Source organism: Sphingomonas kyeonggiensis, from assembly GCF_014196745.1.
Taxonomy (GTDB): Bacteria; Pseudomonadota; Alphaproteobacteria; order Sphingomonadales; family Sphingomonadaceae; genus Sphingomonas; species Sphingomonas kyeonggiensis.
The window spans coordinates 511,906-532,606 of record NZ_JACIEH010000001.1; the positions used below are offsets into that span (position 1 = coordinate 511,906).

A 20,701-nucleotide genomic window follows, 5' to 3' on the forward strand; every position below is an offset into this window, starting at 1 on the left:
CCGGAAAAACTTATGGCACTGGGTCGTAGCCGTGCCCGCCCCATGGGTGGCAGCGGGCGATCCGCCGGACGGCGAGCCAGCTGCCTTTGACAGCCCCATAGCGGCGAAGCGCCTCGATTGCATAGGCCGAACAGCTGGGTTGATAGCGGCAGCTGGGCGGCAGCACCGCCGAAGGGCCGATCTGCCAGGCCCGCGCGAGCAGGATGAGGAGGCGCGCGATCAACGCTTCACCTTCCCCAGTGCCTTGGCCAGTTCGGCCTTGAGATCGTCGTACGGCCGCTCGACGCCGCCGGCCCGGCCGACCAGCACGTGATCGGCGCCGGGCAGGCCGGCTACGGGCAGGACTTCGCGGACGAGCGCCCGGAACCGGCGCTTCATCCGGTTGCGGATCACCGCGTTGCCGACTTTCTTGGATACGGTAATGCCGACCCGCATCAACGGATCGGCATCGTCGCGTACTCGGACGATCAGGACGAAGCCGGGCATGGGAGCCCGCTTGCCAGCGTTCGCCGCGAGATAATCCTTGCGCTGCGTGAGCCGGGTAAGGCCCACGACTTCACCGTCGGTGATTACGCCGACAGCTTCTTGCGGCCGCGAGCACGGCGGGCGCGAATCACATTGCGGCCGCCCGGGGTCGCCATGCGGCTGCGGAAGCCGTGCCGGCGCGCACGCACCAGGTTGCTCGGCTGAAAGGTCCGCTTCATCGCTCATCCTCGAGTATCTAGAACGTAAAATGGCCACCACAGGGGCGGCCGCGTGTCGGGTGCCCATAAGGGGACGATCCGGACGAGTCAACGCGTTCCGTTCCGCAAACCGAGCAGTTCGGCCTCAGCGCGAGCGATTTCGGCGTCCTTTTCGCGCTGGCGGCGCCGGCGGGCACTGCCGCGGCGAAGCGCCATGTCGGCGTAGCGGCCGAATCGCGGCCAGCGGCGCTTCATTCGCGCGAACACCCGCTGCGCCCAATTGGCGTTCTGGAGCACCAGCACCAGGCCGGCGGCGAACACCAGGATGCCGCCGGGGCCGGGGAGGATGCCGACCAGCGGCGACAGCGCGATCACGACGAACCCGGTGACGACCAGGATCGTGCGGACCAGCGGACTGCGCTTGCGTGTCATGGCTGGCAGGTGGGGAGTGTGTGTTGGTTGTGCAAGACACATGCGGCGCGGCTGGTCGCGCGCGGGGGTGGGTTCATCGTCCGCGGGGATGCATCCGATCCGGTCGCATCCCTCGCCGCATCGACGGAATCGGCCGCTATCGTCCGGCGCTTGCGGGGAGGGGGACGGGCTTGGTCGCGAGCGTTTCGACGGTTGCCTATCTGGGATTGGAAGCGCGGGCGGTGGAGGTGCAATGCAACCTCGTCGCCGGCCTGCCCAAATTCGTCGTCGTTGGGTTGCCCGACAAGGCGGTGGCGGAAAGCCGCGAGCGGGTGCGCGCCGCGATGGCGGCGATCGGGCTGGCGCTGCCCCCCAAGCACATCATCCTCAACCTTTCGCCGGCCGACCTGCCCAAGGAAGGCTCGCATTTCGACCTGGCGGTGGCGCTCGCGCTGCTGGGGGCGATGGGTGTAGTCGATGCCGAGACGCTGTCGGGCTATGTCGTGGTCGGCGAGCTGGCGCTGGACGGGCGGATCGCGCCGAGCCCCGGCGTGCTGCTGGCCGCGCTCCATGCTGCCGAGACGGGCAAGGGGCTGGTCTGTCCTGCCGCCCAGGGGCCGGAGGCGAGCTGGGCCGGGCAGGTCGAGGTCGTCGCGGCGCCCGACCTCATTGCGCTGCTCAACCACTTCAAGGGCAACCAGCTGCTGCCCGCGGCCGAAGCCGGCACGGTCGATCCGCCGGCGCCGGGGCCCGATCTTTCCCAAGTGAAGGGGCAGGAGACGGCACGCCGGGCGCTCGAGATCGCGGCTGCGGGCTCGCATAACCTGCTGATGTGTGGTCCGCCCGGCGCGGGCAAGTCGCTGCTGGCCTCCTGCCTGCCCGGCATCCTGCCGCCGCTCGACGCTGCGGAGGCGCTCGGCATTATGTAGCAGATGCACCAAGATGATTGCAGACATCATCGTATGCGATGCTTAATGTCATTGTATGACAGACTATGCGGTTGAGGCGCTTAAGCGGAAGCGCGGAGAGATCACGGGTGAGATAGCTCGGTGTCAGGCACAGCTTGGCAAGCTGGCCAAGGACCTTGAGCATGTGGACGGGGTGTTGGCGATCCTCGCTCCTGACTTTGTTCAGGAAGCGGTTCTGCCGAAGGTTTTTGTGCCGCCGTCGAGTTGGTCGAAGCGTGGCGAGATGAGCCGTGGGGTGCTGTCGATCCTGCGCTTGGCAAAGGCTCCCATGACCACGCGAGAGATTGCGGAGACGATCGTTCGGCAGCGCGGTTTGGAAGTTACTTCCTCGACATTGAACATCATGACGCGACGCGTTGCGCATTGTCTGCGGGATAAGCGCGAGCATGGCGTGGTGCGATCGATTGAAGAGACCGGATTGTGGTTACAGTGGGAGATGGTTCGATAGCGTTATCGAAAGAGGGTTGCTGTGCAGGATATCAGTGCAACCAGTTGCAACACGATTATCGCTATCAGTTCGATACGCAGGAATATGGATCGATAACGCATACGGAAATCATTTCCGACGTTGTTGATAGGCTCGATAACAGGAACACAATCAGAACCGTGTGATTTAAAGGCAACAATCACCACAAAAGTGACGATATCAGCAACGTTGGATATTGTGGATAACTCATACACGGGTTAGATGGAGGATAACTTAACTGTGGCATTATTGCCACACCTCCCCATATTTTCATGCGCGCAGGCGAATCCGAACTGGACTCTTATGATCCGGTTAACGAAGATTAGCGCCTGACGTGATGGGGCCGGAAGCTACCAACTTCCGGCCCGGTCACCCGCCCAACGTGTAACCGCTGGCGGACGATGCATTAAGTATGCGGGGGACAAAATGTCCCTTTTAGTGCCAAGGGTCAAGGCGGTTGCCGCTCCTCCCATCAAGGGAATTGCAGCATTATGGCCGCGTTTATCGTTACCTATGACCTTATGAAGCAGGGTCAGAACTACACCTGCATCACCAACAAGCTGAAGTCTTATGGCACGCACTGGCACTTGCAGGGCTCGGTGTGGATCATCGAAACCACGCAGAGCGCAGTGCAGATCAGGGATAGCCTGAAGCCCTGCCTTGATCAGAACGACAAGCTTCTGGTCGCCCGCCTTGAGGGTGAGGCTGCATGGCTCGGCTACGGCGACGAAGAAGGCAAGTGGCTGAAGGATCGCCTTCAGAAGCGCGCTTACTGAGCAGTCTCATTTCCGTGACGGGCATCATTTTGCCCGTCACGGCTTTGATTGGAGGTGACGATGAAGAAGCCCCCGAACCACGGAAAGCCGTGGACGGCTGCGGCCGATAAGCAGTTGAAGCAGCTTGCGGCGGGTAACACGCCGACGCGAGTAATCGGGATCAAGATGGGCCGCACGCCCGCTTCGATAGCCGGTCATGCGAGCAATGTTGGCGTATCGCTTAAGCCCACGAACCAGAGCCCTTACGGGACGAAGAAGAAGTAGCGGCGTATAGCGGCTCAGCGGGAAGCCTGCTGGGCCGCATGTCGTCAGCCTTCCGGCAGGGTTTCGGGAGCCTTCCCCCTCCTCAGAACAAGTCCGAGAATGGCTGGCAGGGAGGACCGCCAAGTAGGAGGTTCTGGATCGCCTCGCGTTGCCCGGATTATTTTTGCTCGACCGGCAAACCACTCGCGCAAAATGAGCGCTACGCTAACCCTAACCCAACCGATCCCGTTGAGATTCAAGCCATTAGCCAAGTGCTCGAACATTCTATCGCTCCAACCACGACCCTGTAACTTCGATAATAGACCGGCGTTCGGTCGATTACGGCGGATTGCATCGGGCTGGTGGGCTTTGCCTCTTGTGGGATTTCCTTGATCCCCTTCGGGGATGTGGGGCTGATCGCCTGAGTCGAGCAAGCGAAAAAGTATCGGACTATATTGGCCTGTATAACGCCAAATATTTCGAGTTGATTTTGCAGAGATAGAGCGCAGCTAAATCTCCATCACAAACTGCACCCGCGAGATGGGGACGAGAACGCCGGAGAATATCCCATCGGTATCGGGGTCAGCCATGTGGCCCGCAATGAAGCGCTCCCGCGACATAAGCGCGTGAAGCTCGGCCAGATCGATCGCTTCGACATCGAGCACGGGCGCATCCGTGGAGCCGATCAGGAAGAACTTGAACCGGGCCATTATGCAGCCCTCCGCTGCCAGTATCCCGCCCACTGCCGCGACACCGCCGAGGCCATGGCGCTCTCACCGACCAGCATGGCCTGCGACCCGTTGGAGATACGCCGGTTGTCTTCACGCCACGAAGCCTCGCCAGCATAAGCGTGGAGATACTGACCGGCGATGTGATGGTGGGTGCCAACTTCCATGCGACGAAGGCGCGAGAAGAAGCTCTCGGCTTGGTTCGTGCATGCGGTGTCGCTGGAATAGCGAACCGAATGGTTGATCCGCTTGGTTTCCCAGATGCCATACATGACATCCCAGCCCGTGCCCTCATCGGCGTGGATGATGGCTTGGGGGCTAATGCGCTGGCGCGCGATCGGCACCGCCTCACCTTCGTTGCGGACGACGAACGGGAGCGACTTGCCGCCGCGCTCGCGCATGACCACCACGCACTGCCGCTTACCGTTCCGGTTCTCAGCGAGGCGCCGATCCTTTCGCTCGGCCTTGACGTTGGCGGGTTTGACGTGCCCGCCAAAATACGCGCCGTCGATCTCGACCACGCCATCAAGTCGGCGGTTCTGCTGTTCCAGCGCCATGGCTTCGCGCAGCTTGTGCGAGAGGACGAATGCGGTCTTGTATTGCACGTCCAGATCGCGGCTGACCTGTAGCGCCGAGACGCCCTTTGCACCGTTCACGAAAATCACGATGGCGGCGAGCAGATCGACGAACGACAGCTTTCGGCTCGCGAAAATGGTGCCGCTCGTGACGCTGAATTGGTGGTGGCATGCGACGCACTTGAAGCGACGGCGCGAAGTGATGTTGTAGGTCTCCGCGCATCCGCATTTCGGGCAAACCGCTTCGCCATCGGTTTCCGGCCAACGTAGCTGGCAGAAGTGCTGATAGGCTTCGTCTTCCGACATCCGGAAGACGGTCTTTAGGCTGAGCGAGCGGGCCTGAGTGGAGAGTAAGAAGTGTTGCATTGCCATCGTTTCGAGTTCTAATGCATCGTATATGATGGCATCGGATCGTGATTGTCAATGGTTATAGTATCGCATATGATGGCATTTCGCATTATTGGAGCGATGAATGCCTTCGGATAAGGATTGGGAAAATCGGGTGAAGTCGCTCCTCAAGAGCGAACTGGTGCGGCGGAACGTGACCTATGCCGATCTTGCCGAGAAGCTGGCGGCGATTGGCGTGAAGGAGAACGAGCCCAACATCCGCAACAAGATCAGCCGGGGCAAGTTCACCGCCGTCTTCCTGCTTCAGTGCATGGACGCCATTGGCGCATCATCGCTGCGCCTCTCTGACGATTAAAGCCGATTATTCGGGCAGGCTGCTATCATCGAAATCGATGACACCGAACTCGGTAGCCTCATCCTCGAAGACATTCTTAGAGCCCTCAGCGACCGTCATACGGAGGACGTATCCGGCTTCGCTGTTCGCCTGCGCGGTGATGCTGAATGGCGTCGTGAGGCGAAGCTCTAACGTGTTCGAATTCTCACGCGCGAGATCATAGTCGGTATACTGTTTCACGCTTCCCGCGCTGGAAACCTTGAGGCTTCCGGCCGTGGTCTGGCCTCCGCCGATCAGGCATCCAGATACGCCGATGGGCGTGCCGTGCACGGTGCATGAAAGCGTAGCGGTTACGTGCCGTGGCGCGTCATCGACGGGGCGTTCGGCATGATTGTTGGCAGGAGCTTGGGCGCATCCCGTCATGGCGACGAGCGCGACCGTTGCGAGGATCGTGCGCATCAGCGAACCGAATTGACGATGCTGAAGGCGCGCCAGATGCCGATGACGCCGAAGAACACGAAGACGTAGATTGCCGACTCAAGGGCTTTCGAGAAGCCGCTTTCGCCGATCGATCCAGCAAAGCCGAGGATCGCCAGAGCGGCACCGGCAATGCTCCATTTCCGGAGCGTCCTGCGGAATGCGCCGTCTCGGCCGTGCGTCGCGACGTAGTGCTCCCGCTCCTCGATTGAGGCGAGATGGTTGCGCCGGGCTCGCTCTTGATCGTCGGCGTAGTCGTCGCGGGCCTTGGCGCGAAGGCGCTCTTCATACTGGATGCGCATGCGTTCCATGTAATCCATTGCTCGACACCTCCCCGCCACGCCACGTGCGCTCATATGCGAAAACTGCATATGAGATTTCTGCATGTAGTTCAACTTGCATGTCGAAATCGGCGTTCAGCGATGCGCACCAGTTGCTGATTTCGGCGCTGGCCGACGCACGCCGCGACGCAGGAATTCACCAAGCCGATCTCGCCAAAATTATCGGCAAGGATCAGAGCTTCATCAGCAATATCGAGCGGGGGCAGAGGCGCGTCGATGTCATCGAATTCTACGCGATAGCGCGCGCGTTGAACGTCGATCCCGTCCAACTGTTTATCGAAGTGGTGGCTGGGCTCCCGGCGAAGGTCGAGATTTAGCTCTCGCCCCCACTCATCATCGGTGAATGCGCTTCGGTGGGACCGGAGTCATCGACGGTAGCGGCTGATGTGGCCGTGGGAGCTTCGGCGTGCTGATGGGCAGGGAGCCGGGCGATACGCGGGGGATTTTCTGTTCCATGAAGCTATTTAGCTTCGCGGTTTGATCACCCTTCGAACGCCCCGCTTTTGCGGCATTTTCAGCGGGGCTATCGGTTCGGATAGGCCGCCAACTGACGCTTGAGCATCTATAGGTGTTATTGGTTCGAGGGCCTTACGGCGTTTGTGCAGATCGTTCTGGTTGGGCATCTTCCGTATTTATAACGGATGTGAAACCTTCCTCGGCCGAGGCCCAGACAGTCCACCCGTCATCATCCACAAGCCAAGCATGATCGTAGGGCAACGTTATCTGCTCGCGCAGGATTTGCTGAGCCTTGGTGATAGCCTTTTCTCGTGAAGACCCGGTTACGCGCATGTCAAGCAGCCGGGGTCCGATTTGGCCGGGCCATTGGCCATTGGCAGCCCGGAGATAATAAACCGCGCGGTCCACAACAGCCTCCAAACTAAATAGATTCATGGATTACGAGAAACAGGACGAAGCCGATCTGCGAGAGCTTATTTGGCGATACAGGCATGGTTATATGCGAGAGGTTTCCCGTTCGCGTTGAGTTCCACATTCACGTCCACGTCGAACAATGTGCGAAACACGTTTCCCTCAACCTGCAATTTCTCATGCCGAATGCGCTGCTCGGCCAGATCGGACGCATATACGATCGGAAGCGCCCTCTTATGCAGCTTCTCGATAACACCACGTTCACCACCCTTCTTTCCGGGCTTTCCCTTCTCCACGCTCGGCCTGACAAAGCGCAGTAGAACGCGCTCGTAATCACTGTCCGACTTGGCCTCTAACTCCCTCCGATGCTCGCTAATTTCACCTTGTGCGGTTCGAGCGTCGGAAGACGAGAATTTGAAGGCGGCGCGAACGTCGCGCTTCCCGTCTTCATATACCGCCGTTTCCAGATTCATCCGGCCTTTGGGGTCTCGAACCATCGCCGAAACCACCTTGTAGAAATCGGAAAGGTCGCTCTTGCTCGCCTTCGGATCACGACCGCCACGAATAAAATAAGGAGCGATCCGGTCCCGAAGGTCGCCCACGAACTTGGTGAGAATCTGCGTTTTATCGAGCGCGTCGATGAGGCCGGGAAGCTCCGGAAAGCCCGCCCCCGCACTAATAGCAGCCAATACGATCAAGTCGGCTTCAATAGAACCTTTCCTCACCTCCTTGACGAAGAACTCGCTCTCGCCGCGAAGGTCAGGACGTTGTGCCGCGATGAACTTCTCGAACTGGCTCTCGATTCCGACAAAGGTGCCGACGAAATCAGAAAGCGAAATCGGCTCGTCAGTATCTAACGTCAGCCGAACGTGTGCGCTGTCATCCCCCATAGTCCCACTATATGCGAGCTATTGGGCCAAGTCACTCACCTCAACCTGATCCCCTCGGTTCGTCAGCACGGGGATACCATTATACCTCATGAGTGATGGCTACAGTATCTCATATGATGATGTATGCAATCATCTTGGTGCATCTGCTACATAATGCCGGAGGCGCTGGAGGTGTCGATGGTCGCCTCGGTCGCCGGCACGCTGCAGGGCGGGCGGCTGACCCGCACGCGACCGTTTCGCTCGCCCCATCATTCGGCCTCGATGGCGGCGCTCACCGGAGGCGGGCTCAAGGTGAAGCCGGGCGAGGTGAGCCTGGCGCATATGGGGGTGCTGTTCCTCGACGAGCTGCCCGAATTCCAGCGCGCGGTGCTCGATTCGCTGCGCCAGCCGATCGAGGCGGGGGTGGTGAGCGTGGCGCGGGCCAATGCGCACGTTACCTTTCCGGCGCGCGTGCAGCTGGTCGCGGCGATGAACCCGTGCCGCTGCGGGCATCTGGGCGATCCTGCGCTGGCCTGTGCCAGGGCGCCGCGCTGTGCGGCGGATTACCAGGCCAAGGTCTCGGGCCCGCTGCTCGACCGGATCGACCTGCATGTCGAGGTGCAGTCGGTGACGGCGGCGGACCTGGTGCTCGACCGGCCGGCGGAGGGATCGGCCGAGGTGGCGGCGCGGGTGGCGGAGGCGCGGGCGTTGCAGGCTACGCGCTACCGGGACGTGGCGGCGCGGACCAATGCCGAGGCGGAAGGCGATGTGCTAACCGCATATGCCGCGCCGGATGAAGCGGGACGCAAGCTGCTGGCGCAGGCGGCGGAGGCGATGCGGCTGTCGGCGCGCGGCTATACCCGGGTGCTGCGCGTGGCCCGGACGATCGCCGACCTGGCGGGCGCGGACGGGGTAGGGCGGATCCATGTAGCCGAGGCACTGAGTTATCGCCGCCAGGCGCCACGGAGCTGAGCTGTCAGCCGGATGGTGTCAGCCACTCGGGCGGAATGGCGATCTCTTCCCAGTCCTTGCGGGCAGGGCTGCGCAGCTCGACCCGGACAGGGCTGAAATCGCGCAGTTCCGCTGCGGCATGACGCAGCTGCAATCCGGCATCATGGCCTTCGATCGCGATGCTGCCGCACCATTCTCCGTCTGCCCGGTAATAGACCGCAGTCCGCAAATCGCCGCCCAGCCATTGCTCGACCAGACGCTCGACCTGCGCCGCCGCTACGGCTGCATCCTCATCCGTGGAGCTGGTTTCCATATGCGGCAGAGTGTCTTCCCAATGGCCGAACATCACGGTCAGGCCGCTATCGGCGCTGTCGATGAAGATCGGTTCGATCTTCGCGTCGCCGGAGGTGTCGATCTGGAGCAGCAGATAGCCGGGATCCCAGCGCGTCCAGGTGCCGGCCTGGGCGATCGGCCACGGCGACAGCGTATCGAAGATCAGCCGGGACCAGGGATCGATGCTTTCGGGTGCCGTGCCGTCATAGGGGATGCCAATGGGTTCGCTTGCGCTCATGGCTTTCCCATGCGCGATTTCCCCGCGGATCGCCAGCAGCAGCGGCTTGCCCTGGCTCGCCCCATGGTCTAGCCAGCCGCTTCGCTGCGGGTGTGGCGGAATGGTAGACGCAGCGGACTCAAAATCCGCCGTTGGCAACAACATGTCGGTTCGAGTCCGACCACCCGTACCAATCTCCAGCCAGTAGAAGATCCCGCCGGCTCGCGCCGTGTGCGTTTTCGCGTGCGGGCAAAAGAAAGGGCCGCCGCATCGGGTGATGCGACGGCCCCCAAGTGGATCGCGGAGGCGATCAGAGCTTCAGGCGGGCGCCGAACAGGAACGTGCGGCCGAAGTGGTTGTACTCGTAGTTCCGGTTCGCCGCCGTGTCGGTGTAGCGGTCGCGATAGGCGTCGGTGAGGTTGGTGCCCTCGATCGAGAGCTCGATCCAGTCGGTGAGCTTGTAGCGCACCGAGGCATCGACATTGGTGATCGCGTTATAGCCTTCGAACACGTTGCCCGTGCCCGAGCCGGCGTCGACATAGGGACCGCGATAGCTGACCGAGGCGCGGGCGCTGAACTTCTTGTCCTCATAGTAGAGCGTCGCGTTGAACGCCTTTTTCGACACGCCGTAGAGCGTCGAGGAGAACACCTTGTTCGGCAGCGTGAGCGAGCCGTTGGCGTTGACCGCGGTGGCCGGTGCCGACTGGCTGTAGTTCGCGGTCGAATCGATGAAGGTCGCGTTCGCGATGCCGCCGAAGTTCTTGAGGAAGCCCGGCAGGAAGCGGAACGGCGCCTGGATCGCGATCTCGACGCCCTTGAGCGAGGCGCCGGTGCCGTTGACCGTGGTTACCACCGTCCAGATCGGCTGCGACAGCTGGGCCGGGTTGAGGAAGGCCGGCGACGAGGCGGCGAGCACCGAGGCGGGCAGGCCGGTCGAGGTGAAGGTCTGGCCCGTCAGCGTGGCGCTGACCGGGAAGCTCTTCACGTCCTTCTTGAACACCGCGACCGAGAAGATCGACTGGGGCGCGAAATACCATTCGGCCGCAAGGTCATAGGCGGTGGCACGGAACGGATCGAGGTTCGGATTGCCGAAGCTCACCCGGTAGTTGAAGCCGTCGGCCGAGCCGCCGGGAGTCAGGCTGCCGAGCGTCGGGCGGGTCATCACGTCCGCGATGGCGCCGCGCAGGATGACCTTGTCGGTCGGGAACAGCGCGATGTTCATCGACGGCAGCCAGTCGGAATAGTTGCGCTTCACGGTCACCGGGGTGGTGCCGTTGATGCCGGTCGAGCTCTGGTCGGTGCTCGCATAGCGGATGCCGGCGTTGAGCGCATAGCGCAGGCCGAGCAGCTCGCCCTTGGCATCGAACTGGAGATAGCCGCCCTTCACCTCTTCGGTGACGTTGCGGTTGTTGCCGACGTCGAGCGCGAGCGCGCGGTTGTAGAGGCCAGTGTACTTGGCCGCCGCGTCGATGTTCGCGACCACCCAGCTGGTGGTGGTGCCCGCCGGCTGGCCGGCATTGCCCAGATTGACCAGCTCGGTCAGCGCCGGGGTGGCCTGGAAGCCGTAGACCGCGCTGGGGCCGAAGGTGGAGGTGGTCGAGCAGGTGATCGTCTTGAGTACCAGGTCGAGCCCGCCATTGCCGCAGACCGCTGTGTCGCGCTGGAACGCCTTCACCGTGTAATCGAAGCGGCGATACATCGCGCCCGACTTGATCTGGAAGCCCTCGGCCACGTCCCACTCGGTGCGCAGCTGGGCGGTGCGGAACTTGTTGGTGACGTTCGACGGACGATCGCGGATTTCGGCGAGCTGGAAGTTCGCCGGATCGGTGACGCTGGTGCCGTAGCTCAGCACCGGCTGGCGCATGTTGGTATAGTCGTACTTGTAGTTCTGCGCGTCGCGGTCATCGAGGATGAGCGTGGTCTCGACAGGGATGTCCGCGTTGGACTTGGACAGACCGCCGAGCAGGGTGAAGCGGAAGCTGTCGCCCAGCTGCTGATCCCAGGTGCCGCCGATCTGGTAGAACTCGGTGTCCGACTTGCGCAGATAATGCTCGGTACGCACCCAGGCGTCGTTGAGCGTCGCCGAGATCATGTTGTTGTTGCTGTCGTAGACCGGGTTCACGACGTTGATCGAACGCTCGTTCGAACGCGCCAGCACCTCGAGCCACTTCTCCTCGCGGGTTTCCTTGAACCGCGAATAGAGGCCGTCGATCGAGATCTTGGTGGCGTCGCTCGGCGACCATTGGACACTGCCGGTGAGTCCCAGGCGCTCGCGGTCATGCTCGACGATGCCGTAGCGCGGGATGCGCGGGTGGAAGGCGAGGGCAGCCTTGGAACAGGCCGCGCTTGGGACATAGGTGCCGCCCGAGTTCGCCGTGGTCCAGCAGTTGGTGCCGTCGACCTGGTCGAAGGTCGCCTGCGCCCAGCGCACCGAATTGTTGCCGAGCTCGAGATTGTCGGTCTTCGAATAGGCGCCCGAGACCGCCACGCCGAACGTCCCGTCCGGCGACTTCCACGACAGCAGGCCGGCGACGCGCGGTCCCCAGTTCTTGGAGAGGTCGTTGTAGCTGCCCTGCACCGAGCCGACAAAGGTGAAGCCGGCCTTGCCCGCGAGCGGATTGCCGGTGTTGAGATCGACCACGGCGCCGAGCGAGCCTTCGTCGAGCGAGGCCTCGGCGGTCTTGTGGACGACGAGCGAGCTGAACAGCTCGGACGCGAACACGTTGAAATCGAACGCACGATCGCGATTGGCCGAGGCGCCGTCGGTCGAGGTGGCGACTGTCTCCAGGCCGTTGACGCGGACGCGTGTGAACTGCGCGCCGAGGCCGCGCACGGTGATCGCGCGGCCTTCGCCGGCGTCACGCTGGATCGAGATGCCCGGGATACGCTGCAGCGATTCCGCGAGGTTCTGGTCCGGGAACTTCGCGATGTCCTCCGCGACGATCGCGTCGACCGACGATACCGACTCGCGCTTCACGTTCAGCGCCTTGTCGAGCGACTGACGGAAACCGGTGACAACGATGGCGCCTTCGGTGGCCTGGTCCTGCTCCTGCACGGTCGTGTCGGCGGGGGCGGGCGCCTGCGCGTCCTGCGCCAGCGCCGGAGACGCGATGCTCGCGCCGGCAATCACCGCCAGCGAAGCGCCGGCACACCACAGATTCTGCCTGATTATCCCTTTACGCATCCCAATTCTCCCATGGTCAGTGTCCCAGGTCCCGCCGCGCACGCGGCTCGCCTGGTGTATTGGCCGGCTGATGCCGGCTCTCTGTTCGTCCTGGCCGGCTTGCGTCGGCTCTATCCGATCATCGCGAAGCGCTTGCGGCCGTCGGCCAGCACCTTGCGATGGAATTTCCTGAGCGATTCCAGGCCGTTGCGCTTTGCAGCGGCCCCCTTGCGGGCCAGTCCCAGCCAGGTGAGCGCCTCCGCGGCGCGCATGGCGGGTTCAATGCAGATTCGCTCGATATCCTGCGCCATCGGCGCGAAATAGGCTGCCTCTCCCTGCAATGTGGCGAGCTTCCCGCTCGTCTGTGCAAGGGTTTCTTGTCCGATATGGACACCGGTGTCAACCAGTCCGCGACCGATCCGGAACAGCAGCCAGTGCAAATGCCCCAGAAGGGCATGATCGTCGCCGGCAAAGGCGCCTTCAGAGGCCATCAGCTGCTCGGTGTAGATCGCCCAGCCTTCCGCAAAGGCGGGGGCATATTCGAGTCGCAGCGGGTGCGGGTTGGCCGCCACCTCGATCGGCAGCTGGATCATGTGGCCGGGCAGCAATTCGTGATGGACGACGGCGGGCAGCGTCCAGGACGGGCGATCGCGGATGCGCTTGAGGTCGGGATAATAGGCGCCGGGCGTGGTGGCGGTGGGGACGGTGCGATAGCCCTGCTTGCCTTCGGCTTCCTCGGCCCGCGTCATCCGCACCGTGGCGACGTTCAGGCACTGGGGCGGCAGCGGACCGAACAACGCGGGCAGATGCTCAGGGACCCTGGCGAGCGCCGCGTTCATGTCGGCGACCGCGCGATCGCGGCCGGCATCGTCGTCGCTGTAGAGGAAGCGCGGGTCCTTGAACGCCGCGCTGATCCGCGCGCCGACACTGCCCTTTGTGTAGCCCAGACGCCTGAGGACGCTATCGGTGCGGGCAGTGAGTTCGCGCGCCTTGTGGAGCATGATCCGGTGCGCTTCCGCCGGGTCGATCCGGCCGTAATGGCGTTCGAGCAGCAGCGCGAAATAATCGCGGCCGCCCGGGAAGCGTCCGGTTCCCGGCTCGGCGGGCGCCCTGGAGACAAGCTCGGCGAGCAGCGCTGCCTGTTTGCGCAAGGCCTGGGCGGCGGCACCGCCAGCCTTGTCGGCGGCCGCGCCGATACCAGCGCGCGTTTTCGCGAGCAGCGGCGCGGGGAGGATCACGCCCCGCTGGGCATCGGCCTCGATCTGTGTGGTCTCCGCCTCGACCCGTTGCGCAGACGGGACGGCTTCGCGCCAGGCGCCCGCATTGGGCGCGATCACATAGGGCGAACGGCCGAAGCGCCCTATGGGGAACAGCCGGATCATCGCGGAATCGGCCTCGAGCCCGGCGCGGACCGTCTCCAGGTCGATCCGGGACGAAGCGGAAAGGCCGTTCGGATCGAATCCGGAGACCCGGCCCAGCTTCACCGAAGGGGTGCCGGAAAGCCCGTCGAGCATCGCGCGCAGCTCGGCATCGCGATCGGGTGCGGCCAGTGCGATGCGCGGAAGCGCGGCGACACTGGCGGCGGCGAGGAACTGACGGCGTTGCATCGCGGTCCTCCGGATCAGTTGGGCAGCTTCACCACATTGTTCCGCTGCGTCACCTCCGGGGCATTGCCGGGGAGCGCAACGCGCACGCGTGCCGCCCCCCTGGGAAGCGAGAGGCGCACCGTCGCGGTCTTGGGCGTGAGGTCGAGTGGCGCGGCGAGGGCGGGGACGGGAGCGCTCGCCAGCGTCTTGCCCGAGGCGTCCTCGATGATGAGCGTGCCGCCCGCGGCGTCCTTCGCGCCAAGGCTGTGGACGGTGGCGGCGAGCCTGCCGCCCTTCACCACGATATCGTCATTGCCGATGCCGAGGTCCGCACGCGTGGCGACTTCTTCGCCTGGCGTCTTCAGGGTGAACTCGATCTCCGTCGTGGCGTGCGGCGCGAAGGTCACGCGGGTGGAGGCGCTGCGTTCGAGATGGAGGGGGGTGGTAGTGCCGTTCGCTACCATCTCCCATTCGCCTGCGGCTACGTTCCAGGTCGACATCTCCGCGCTCTGGGGCGTGTCGCCGCTATTGTAGGCGATGACCTTGAAGTGGGTCTGCGTGGCGCCTGGGACGAGGATCGCCGTCTTGAGCGCACCTTCGGGATCGTCGAAGCGCCAGCTCACCGCATTGCCCGGCCAGGTCTGGTTCCGGCGCAGCGCGATGCCGCCGAGACGCTCGCGCTGGAGAATCTCGTTGGGCTGGTCGACACGGTCGGACCACCAATGGCCCTCGGTGTACATGTACTGGCGCTGCGACTTGTCCTCGATTGCCGCGGCATGGAGCGATTCCAGGTATCTGGTGTCGCCAGTCGCGTCCCAGGCGGCCCATTGCTCGAAGGCGCCGCCCTTCTTCGCCCTGTCGGTGAGCGTCTTCGACCAGTCCTTGTCGCCGCCGAGCAGCTTGACCAGGTTCTCGTTGATGTCCTGCACCGAGGCCGGGCCGCTCTTGGTCGCGCGGGCGAGGATCGGGTTCAGGTACTTGGTGTCGCCGGTGAAGCGGTATGCCGACCACACCGCCTGCATCGGGGTGGAAGCGCCGCCGCCATCGCCCGCGCGCTCGGCATCGCTGCGCCAGTTGATCTCGTTGGGGTAGCTCCAATTGCCCTTGGCGTCCTGCTTGCCGTGCGCGAGCAGCCCGTCGACCGTGCCGGTGATCAGGCCGCGGGCATCGGGGTTGCCGTTATAGACGCCGATCAGCGTTGGGGCGTGGAGGACGACCCAGCTATAGGGCTTCTGCCACTCGAACGGCCCCTCGCGGTAGACCTTCTGCGCGCCGTACCAGTTGCTGGCGAAGTGCATATGGCCGGCGGGGTTGGGCAGGATGACGGTCTTCAGCGCCTTCACCGTCGCCATCAGCCGCTCGACCGATTTGGGCTCACCCCAGTTGAGGTAGAGCCGCTCGGCGTCCGAGTTCATGCCCTCCTCATAGGCGTGGAGCTCATCGGTGGTGATGTGGCCGAGGCCGTTCACCATCATGCCGTTGGTGTAGACGGCGTCCGAAAGCGCGCGGAGCGAGGTGTTGATCTTGTCGGGATCGACGCCCATCAGCGCCAGGCCCGGCCATTGCTGGGTCAGGTCGGTGTCGTCCGAGATGCCGCCGCCGAAATCGCCGTACGGCACCTGGCGATTGTCGATCCACCAGTTGACGAACTGGCGGGTGATCCTGAGGTCCTCGAGCTGGCGAAAGGCCCATAGCGGCATGCCCGCGGGGGCTTCTGGCTGCTTGAACTCGGGCAGGTTCTGCGCGCCATAGCTGATGTCCGCCCAGTAGCGGCGCCCCTCGACATGGTCGGGATCGACGCGCAGCAGGTCGCTCGCATCGGCGAAGACGCGGCGGTACAGCCCCTCGCGCTTCGAGGCGGTGTGTTCCTCGACCAGGAAGGCCCAATTGTCCTTCACCTGGTTGAACCGGTCGGCGACATGCTCGGGAAGTGCGGCGGCTCGGTCCTTGAAGACCAGGCGGATGTTCATCCCGTCGAGTGAGGCGGGGCCGAAGTCGGGCGCGGCGGAGGCTACCGACAGATAGAGGCTGTCGTTGGTGAGGATGCGGTCGCGCAGGTCGAGCCAGAGCGTGCGGGCCTCGTTCGGGCGGACCGAGACCGACAGGTCGATCATGTCGCGGCCCGGCCAGATCGGGTCCTTCACCTTGATGTTGAGCGGGATCAGCCCGTCCTTGCCGGGCGTGGCCTTGAGTGCCGGGATGTCGAGCGCGATGCCGTCGAGCCCGTCGCGGCTGTTCTCCCAGCCATAGTTCCAGGCGCGGGCGAGGGCGCGGCCGGCGAAGGCGTCGCCGAAGCCCGAGGGGATCAGGACATGGACGATCGGCATCGCCCCTTCGACATGCGCGGCAGCACCGGTCGAGGCGGCGCTGCCCGCGCCGGCTGCGGCCGAGCCTGCGCCCGGGGGCAAGGCCAGCACGGTGTTGCGCTCGTCGGTGGGATAGCGGCCGCGGATGAACTTGTTGAGCGGCTCGAGCGCGGCGAGATCGGCGGAAACCTTGGCGTCGACCGTGTAGCTCAGCTTGAAGCTGCCCTCCGGTTCTTTCGCGGTGCCGACGTCATAGGCCCAGATCTCCTGGATCGGCTGCTCCTGCATCACATTGGTGAAGCGGAGCGTGCCACCCTGCGCCTCACCCAGCGAGGTGACGCTGCGGACGACGCCCTGAGGGCGCTTTGCGACGGAGCGGAAGCTGGTGCCGTCAGGGCTGTAGTCGAGTGCGCCATAGGCTGCGCCGCGGATCTCGACGCGGTTGAACTTCTCGGCGGCGGGGACGGTCAGCGTGTAGGTCTTGCCGCCCTGCACATAGACGTTCCAGTCGGGCAGCTCGAAATAGTCGTCGCGGCCAGGCAGCTTCGAGCGGTTGTAGACGCCGGGCCAGGTGGTCTCGGCGATTCCGTCCACGCCCTTCCACATCCATTCCTTCAGGTCTTTGGCATCGGCGAACTCGACCTTGCGGACGCTGGTGACCTTGTCGGCGAGGACCGGCGGCGAGGCGGTGTCCCAGCCGAAGCGGTGGAGCCACGCGGGGCGCTTGCCTGCCGTATCGGCGGCGGGCTCGGGCGCGGGCTCGGCCTTGGCGGCGAGCGCGGCGATGCCGGCGCCGTCGAGCATGCGGTTGTAGACGCGCAGCTCGTCGACATCGCTGCCGCGCATGAAATTGTAGCGGCTCTGTACCTGGTGCGGCGACATGATCCGGCCGGCCAGGCCGAACTGGTCGAGCCCCGAATCGAGATCGGCCTTCTGGTCCTTGCGGGCGACTTCCTTGCCATCGACGAAGAGGCGCACGCCGACCGCTTCGTCCCAGGCGAAGGCGATATGGTGCCAGGCATTGGCGGCCGGGACTTCGGGCATGCGGAACGAGACGCGGACGCGAGACAGGTTCGCATCGGTCACGAAGGCGTCGAAGCCATGGCCGTTCCAGTCGATGCGCAGGAACGCCATGTCCCAGCTCGAATGATCCGCGAAGCCGGTGCGGAAGATCACGAAGGGCGCTTCGCCGAGCGGCTCGCGGGCGCGCCAGAAGAAGGAGAGGGTGCCGCGCTGCGCCTCGATGTTCCCCGGCGCGTTCCAGGCGATGTAGCCGTCATCGGCCCAGCGGAAGGCGCCGCCGATCGCCCCGTCGGCAACATTGGTGACCTTGGACTGGAAGTTGGGCACCGCATCGCCGCGTGCCACTTCCGCCGTGCCGTTCCGGTCGCCGGATGCGCGGAAGAGCAGGCCATCATCCGCCGTTTGCGCAAAGGCGGGGCTCGCGGCGAGCGCAAGTACCCAGGCCAGGGCGATGCTGGTGGAGGTGCGGATCATGACATGCCTCTCTGAACGAACAGGACGGTCTTTGCCGTCTCCGCTGTCAAGCATGCCTATGGGTGACACCGGTGGCAATATCTTTCTCGTTTCCGTGTTATTTCGATCTTCCGAGCCGAGGTGCGTTGACGCATGGCCCTGACACCGGTAGCATCGTAGCGACATTCCGCGGACCCGCGCAAAGCCGGGACGCGGCCACTCGGAGAGGAGATCGCGCGCAAGTTACTCGACATGGTCCGGCACCGGTTCCGGCCTGTCTTCTCCACAAATTCGCGGATCGCGGGAGGCGAGCGGTCCACGGATCAAGGCGAAGCGGGTGGAACGGCGATGTCGGGCGACGGCTGCGTTTGCGTGGTCGAGACATGGCGGGCGACTCTCACGCGACCGGAGCAGGGGATTTACCGTTGATTGAAGGACGTGAACCGGCCGAGGCCATCGCCCAAGCATTTGTCGCGGCCCGACAGGCAGGAAATGCACCGATCGACTATCCGGGCGAGCTGCCCGGTACGCTCGACGAGGCTTACGGCATCCAGGAGCGCGCGATCGCGCTGTTCGGCGACGAGGTTGCCGGCTGGAAGGTGGGCAAGATTCCCGCGCCGCTGGACGACACCTATGGCTCGAACCGCCTGGCCGGCCCGATCTTCGCCGATTCGGTGGTGACCGCCGACGAAGGCGACGTGCCCGTGATGCCGGTGTTCGAGCGCGGTTTCGCAGCGGGCGAGGCGGAATATCTGCTGCGCCTGGGCACGCTGCCCGAGAATTTCGACCGCGCCTGGACCAACGCGGAAGTCGCCGAATATGTCGACGCCGTCCATGTCGGCATCGAGGTGGCGAGCTCGCCCTTCCCAGGGATCAACGAGCATGGTCCGGCCGTGACCGTCTCCGATTTCGGCAACAATAACGGCCTGGTGATCGGTGCGGAGATCCCGCGCGGCACCGACTTCCTGGAATGGCCGGTTGCGCTGACGATCGACGGCGAAGTGGCCGGCGAGGCGACGGCGAGCACCATGCTCGATGGTCCGTTCGGCGCCGTCCGCTTCCTGTTCGAACTCGCCGCCAACCGGCAGCTTCCGCTCGCGAAGGGCCAGTGGATCTCCACCGGCGCAGTCACCGGTGTCCATCCCGTTCGCGTCGGCGAGCTGGTGGAGGCACGGTTCGCGAATGACTACAGCGTGAAGTGCCGTATCGTCGGCATTCACGACGCCTGATTCGGTGGTCGCGGAAGAAAAATAAAAGGGAGAGAATGATGGCGAGTAAGGGAGAGGCGGCAGTCTCCGGCGCGGTTTCGCGCGTCGGTCGCTACCGCTGGGTGATCGTGGGGCTGCTCTTCGCTGCCACCGCGATCAACTATGTCGACCGGCAGATGATTGCGGTGCTCAAGCCCGATCTCTCCAAGGAACTCGGCTGGTCCGAGACCGACTACGCCAACATAGTCTTCTATTTCCAGGCAGCCTATGCGATCGGCTATCTCGCCTTCGGCAAGATCGTCGACGCGATCGGCGCGCGCTTCGGCTACGCCATCGCGGTCGTGATCTGGACGATCGCGCACGTCGCGCATGGCGGCGTGCACAGCGTCATGCAGTTCACCCTGGCTCGCTTCGGCCTGGGCATCGGTGAATCGGGCAACTTCCCGGCGGGCGTGAAGACCGTCGCGGACTGGTTCCCGGCCAAGGAGCGTGCCTTCGCGGTCGGCCTGTTCAACGCCGGCTCGAACGTCGGCGCGATCCTCACCCCGCTGCTGATCTGGGCGATGGTGCCGGCCTTTGGCTGGCGTATGACCTTCGTGATCACCGGCGTGTTCGGCATTGTCTGGCTGATCGCCTGGCTCGCCATCTTCCGCGACAAGCCGGCCGATCACCCCAAGGTAGGCGCGACCGAACTCGCCTATATCACCCAGGACCCAGCCGATCCCGAGGTGAAGGTGAAGAACCTCTGGGGCAAGCTGCTCCGTACCAGGGAAACCTGGGCGTTCGCGCTCGGCAAGTTCTTCATCGACCCGATCTGGTGGTTCTACCTGTTCTGGCTGCCGAGCTGGCTGGGCAAGGAATATGGCCTGAACCTGACGAGCTGGGACACGCCGACCGCGGCGATCGCGCTGGGCGCCATCTACCTGATCTCCGACGTAGGCTCGATCGCGGGCGGCTGGCTCTCGGGCAAGCTGATGAGCACGGGCATGAGCGTGAACAAGGCGCGCAAGCTGACCATGCTGATCTCGGCCTGCTTCGTGCTGCCGGTGGTGTTCACCACCTTCTACGGCAACCTCTGGATCAGCGTGTTCGTGGTCGGTGTGGCCGCGGCTGCACACCAGAGCTTCTCGGCGACGCTCTACACCATCCCGTCGGACACCGTGCCGCGCTTCGCGGTAGGCTCGGTGATCGGGATCGGCGGCACCGTCGGTGCGGTTGGCGGCATGGTCTTCTCGAAGTACGCGGGGTATGTGCTCGACGTGATCGGCAGCTATGCGCCGCTCTTCATCGTCGCGGGTGCGGCGTACTTCCTGGCGCTGCTTTCGATCCACCTGCTTTCGCCGCGCCTCGAGCGCGCGGACGTCGCGTAAAAGAG

General features: G+C 63.9%; 20 protein-coding genes, 1 tRNA gene and 2 pseudogenes. 10 read left to right on the forward strand and 13 right to left on the reverse strand.

The window, feature by feature from the left end; all coding sequences use genetic code 11:
• Positions 1–10 precede the first annotated feature (10 nt).
• The 4 genes from yidD to GGR46_RS02505 form a co-directional block, all read right to left on the reverse strand.
• Positions 11–223: a membrane protein insertion efficiency factor YidD gene (yidD, locus tag GGR46_RS02490; RefSeq protein ID WP_183994259.1), complete on the reverse strand. Its 213-nt coding sequence runs from the start codon at positions 221–223 to the stop codon at positions 11–13.
• On the reverse strand, positions 220–552 hold the full coding sequence (rnpA, locus tag GGR46_RS02495; RefSeq protein WP_343057960.1) for a ribonuclease P protein component: 333 nt from the start codon (positions 550–552) through the stop codon (positions 220–222). Before rnpA ends, yidD begins: the two co-directional genes overlap by 4 nt.
• A 17-nt stretch (positions 553–569) precedes the next feature.
• A complete protein-coding gene (rpmH, locus tag GGR46_RS02500) occupies positions 570–704 on the reverse strand; it encodes a 50S ribosomal protein L34 (protein ID WP_055760664.1) in 135 nt (44 codons plus the stop codon).
• Positions 705–791: 87 nt separating this feature from the next.
• Complete coding sequence (locus GGR46_RS02505) at positions 792–1,115, reverse strand: hypothetical protein (RefSeq protein WP_183994261.1); 324 nt, start codon at positions 1,113–1,115, stop codon at positions 792–794.
• A 170-nt stretch (positions 1,116–1,285) separates the two neighbouring features.
• Between GGR46_RS02505 and GGR46_RS02510 the strand changes: the two are divergent.
• From GGR46_RS02510 to GGR46_RS02525, 4 genes and pseudogenes are all read left to right on the forward strand, one after another.
• Positions 1,286–2,011 (forward strand): annotated as a pseudogene (locus GGR46_RS02510) (magnesium chelatase domain-containing protein); the annotation flags it as partial.
• Positions 2,012–2,078: 67 nt separating this feature from the next.
• Entirely contained in the window at positions 2,079–2,510 is a 432-nt protein-coding gene (locus GGR46_RS02515) for a hypothetical protein (protein WP_183994263.1), read from the forward strand.
• Between the two features lie 509 nt (positions 2,511–3,019).
• A complete protein-coding gene (locus tag GGR46_RS02520; protein ID WP_183994265.1) occupies positions 3,020–3,304 on the forward strand; it encodes a hypothetical protein in 285 nt (94 codons plus the stop codon).
• A 60-nt stretch (positions 3,305–3,364) separates the two neighbouring features.
• A complete protein-coding gene (locus tag GGR46_RS02525; protein WP_183994267.1) occupies positions 3,365–3,568 on the forward strand; it encodes a hypothetical protein in 204 nt (67 codons plus the stop codon).
• A gap of 488 nt (positions 3,569–4,056) precedes the next feature.
• Here the strand turns inward: GGR46_RS02525 and GGR46_RS02530 are convergent, their stop codons facing one another.
• Positions 4,057–4,257, reverse strand: coding sequence for a hypothetical protein (locus GGR46_RS02530; protein ID WP_183994269.1), 201 nt, complete (start codon positions 4,255–4,257; stop codon positions 4,057–4,059).
• Positions 4,257–5,216, reverse strand: coding sequence for an IS1595 family transposase (locus GGR46_RS02535; RefSeq protein WP_183996666.1), 960 nt, complete (start codon positions 5,214–5,216; stop codon positions 4,257–4,259). The genes GGR46_RS02530 and GGR46_RS02535 overlap by 1 nt, the downstream gene beginning before the upstream one ends.
• A 136-nt stretch (positions 5,217–5,352) precedes the next feature.
• Between GGR46_RS02535 and GGR46_RS02540 the strand changes: the two genes are divergently transcribed.
• Positions 5,353–5,553, forward strand: coding sequence for a DUF6471 domain-containing protein (locus tag GGR46_RS02540; protein ID WP_221262533.1), 201 nt, complete (start codon positions 5,353–5,355; stop codon positions 5,551–5,553).
• 6 nt (positions 5,554–5,559) lie between these two features.
• Here the strand turns inward: GGR46_RS02540 and GGR46_RS02545 are convergent, their stop codons facing one another.
• Together GGR46_RS02545 and GGR46_RS02550 are read right to left on the reverse strand one after the other, a co-directional pair.
• Entirely contained in the window at positions 5,560–5,991 is a 432-nt protein-coding gene (locus GGR46_RS02545; RefSeq protein WP_183994272.1) for a hypothetical protein, read from the reverse strand.
• Entirely contained in the window at positions 5,991–6,329 is a 339-nt protein-coding gene (locus GGR46_RS02550) for a hypothetical protein (RefSeq protein ID WP_183994274.1), read from the reverse strand. Before GGR46_RS02550 ends, GGR46_RS02545 begins: the two co-directional genes overlap by 1 nt.
• 80 nt (positions 6,330–6,409) lie before the next feature.
• Between GGR46_RS02550 and GGR46_RS02555 the strand changes: the two genes are divergently transcribed.
• On the forward strand, positions 6,410–6,667 hold the full coding sequence (locus GGR46_RS02555) for a helix-turn-helix domain-containing protein (RefSeq protein WP_183994276.1): 258 nt from the start codon (positions 6,410–6,412) through the stop codon (positions 6,665–6,667).
• Between the two features lie 612 nt (positions 6,668–7,279).
• Here the strand turns inward: GGR46_RS02555 and GGR46_RS02560 are convergent.
• A complete protein-coding gene (locus GGR46_RS02560) occupies positions 7,280–8,107 on the reverse strand; it encodes a hypothetical protein (RefSeq protein ID WP_183994279.1) in 828 nt (275 codons plus the stop codon).
• A gap of 156 nt (positions 8,108–8,263) precedes the next feature.
• Between GGR46_RS02560 and GGR46_RS02565 the strand changes: the two are divergent.
• A pseudogene (locus GGR46_RS02565) lies at positions 8,264–9,058 on the forward strand (ATP-binding protein); the annotation flags it as partial.
• Positions 9,059–9,062: 4 nt separating this feature from the next.
• On the opposite strand, the gene GGR46_RS02570 reads toward GGR46_RS02565, so the two are convergent.
• Positions 9,063–9,608: a hypothetical protein gene (locus tag GGR46_RS02570; protein WP_183994281.1), complete on the reverse strand. Its 546-nt coding sequence runs from the start codon at positions 9,606–9,608 to the stop codon at positions 9,063–9,065.
• 86 nt (positions 9,609–9,694) lie between these two features.
• Between GGR46_RS02570 and GGR46_RS02575 the strand changes: the two genes are divergently transcribed.
• Positions 9,695–9,780, forward strand: a tRNA-Leu gene (locus GGR46_RS02575).
• Positions 9,781–9,897: 117 nt separating this feature from the next.
• Here GGR46_RS02575 and GGR46_RS02580 read toward each other — a convergent pair.
• The 3 genes from GGR46_RS02580 to GGR46_RS02590 form a co-directional block, all read right to left on the reverse strand.
• Positions 9,898–12,771 carry a TonB-dependent receptor gene (locus GGR46_RS02580; protein WP_183994283.1) on the reverse strand — a complete coding sequence of 958 codons (2,874 nt, stop codon included), beginning with the start codon at positions 12,769–12,771 and terminating at the stop codon, positions 9,898–9,900.
• Between the two features lie 110 nt (positions 12,772–12,881).
• Positions 12,882–14,357, reverse strand: coding sequence for a DUF885 family protein (locus tag GGR46_RS02585; protein ID WP_183994285.1), 1,476 nt, complete (start codon positions 14,355–14,357; stop codon positions 12,882–12,884).
• Between the two features lie 14 nt (positions 14,358–14,371).
• Positions 14,372–18,139, reverse strand: coding sequence for a LamG-like jellyroll fold domain-containing protein (locus tag GGR46_RS02590; RefSeq protein ID WP_183994287.1), 3,768 nt, complete (start codon positions 18,137–18,139; stop codon positions 14,372–14,374).
• Between the two features lie 404 nt (positions 18,140–18,543).
• Here GGR46_RS02590 and GGR46_RS02595 point away from each other — a divergent pair, with 404 nt between their 5' ends.
• Together GGR46_RS02595 and GGR46_RS02600 are read left to right on the forward strand one after the other, a co-directional pair.
• Positions 18,544–19,347, forward strand: a complete 804-nt coding sequence (locus GGR46_RS02595) for a 2-keto-4-pentenoate hydratase (protein ID WP_221262534.1) — start codon at positions 18,544–18,546, stop codon at positions 19,345–19,347.
• A gap of 38 nt (positions 19,348–19,385) precedes the next feature.
• Positions 19,386–20,696, forward strand: a complete 1,311-nt coding sequence (locus GGR46_RS02600; protein ID WP_183994291.1) for an MFS transporter — start codon at positions 19,386–19,388, stop codon at positions 20,694–20,696.
• Positions 20,697–20,701 lie beyond the last annotated feature (5 nt).

Bases quoted from the DNA above. Each gene is read 5' to 3' on its own strand.
- GGR46_RS02570 (WP_183994281.1), bottom strand. From the start codon at position 9,608: ATGAGCGCAAGCGAACCCATTGGCATCCCCTATGACGGCACGGCACCC.
- GGR46_RS02590 (WP_183994287.1), bottom strand. From the start codon at position 18,139: ATGATCCGCACCTCCACCAGCATCGCCCTGGCCTGGGTACTTGCGCTC.
- GGR46_RS02520 (WP_183994265.1), top strand. From the start codon at position 3,020: ATGGCCGCGTTTATCGTTACCTATGACCTTATGAAGCAGGGTCAGAAC.
- GGR46_RS02505 (WP_183994261.1), bottom strand. From the start codon at position 1,115: ATGACACGCAAGCGCAGTCCGCTGGTCCGCACGATCCTGGTCGTCACC.
- GGR46_RS02550 (WP_183994274.1), bottom strand. From the start codon at position 6,329: ATGGATTACATGGAACGCATGCGCATCCAGTATGAAGAGCGCCTTCGC.
- rpmH (WP_055760664.1), bottom strand. From the start codon at position 704: ATGAAGCGGACCTTTCAGCCGAGCAACCTGGTGCGTGCGCGCCGGCAC.
- GGR46_RS02515 (WP_183994263.1), top strand. From the start codon at position 2,079: ATGACAGACTATGCGGTTGAGGCGCTTAAGCGGAAGCGCGGAGAGATC.
- GGR46_RS02545 (WP_183994272.1), bottom strand. From the start codon at position 5,991: ATGCGCACGATCCTCGCAACGGTCGCGCTCGTCGCCATGACGGGATGC.
- GGR46_RS02600 (WP_183994291.1), top strand. From the start codon at position 19,386: ATGGCGAGTAAGGGAGAGGCGGCAGTCTCCGGCGCGGTTTCGCGCGTC.
- GGR46_RS02530 (WP_183994269.1), bottom strand. From the start codon at position 4,257: ATGGCCCGGTTCAAGTTCTTCCTGATCGGCTCCACGGATGCGCCCGTG.
- GGR46_RS02560 (WP_183994279.1), bottom strand. From the start codon at position 8,107: ATGGGGGATGACAGCGCACACGTTCGGCTGACGTTAGATACTGACGAG.
- GGR46_RS02585 (WP_183994285.1), bottom strand. From the start codon at position 14,357: ATGCAACGCCGTCAGTTCCTCGCCGCCGCCAGTGTCGCCGCGCTTCCG.
- GGR46_RS02580 (WP_183994283.1), bottom strand. From the start codon at position 12,771: ATGCGTAAAGGGATAATCAGGCAGAATCTGTGGTGTGCCGGCGCTTCG.
- GGR46_RS02555 (WP_183994276.1), top strand. From the start codon at position 6,410: ATGTCGAAATCGGCGTTCAGCGATGCGCACCAGTTGCTGATTTCGGCG.
- GGR46_RS02535 (WP_183996666.1), bottom strand. From the start codon at position 5,216: ATGCAACACTTCTTACTCTCCACTCAGGCCCGCTCGCTCAGCCTAAAG.
- GGR46_RS02525 (WP_183994267.1), top strand. From the start codon at position 3,365: ATGAAGAAGCCCCCGAACCACGGAAAGCCGTGGACGGCTGCGGCCGAT.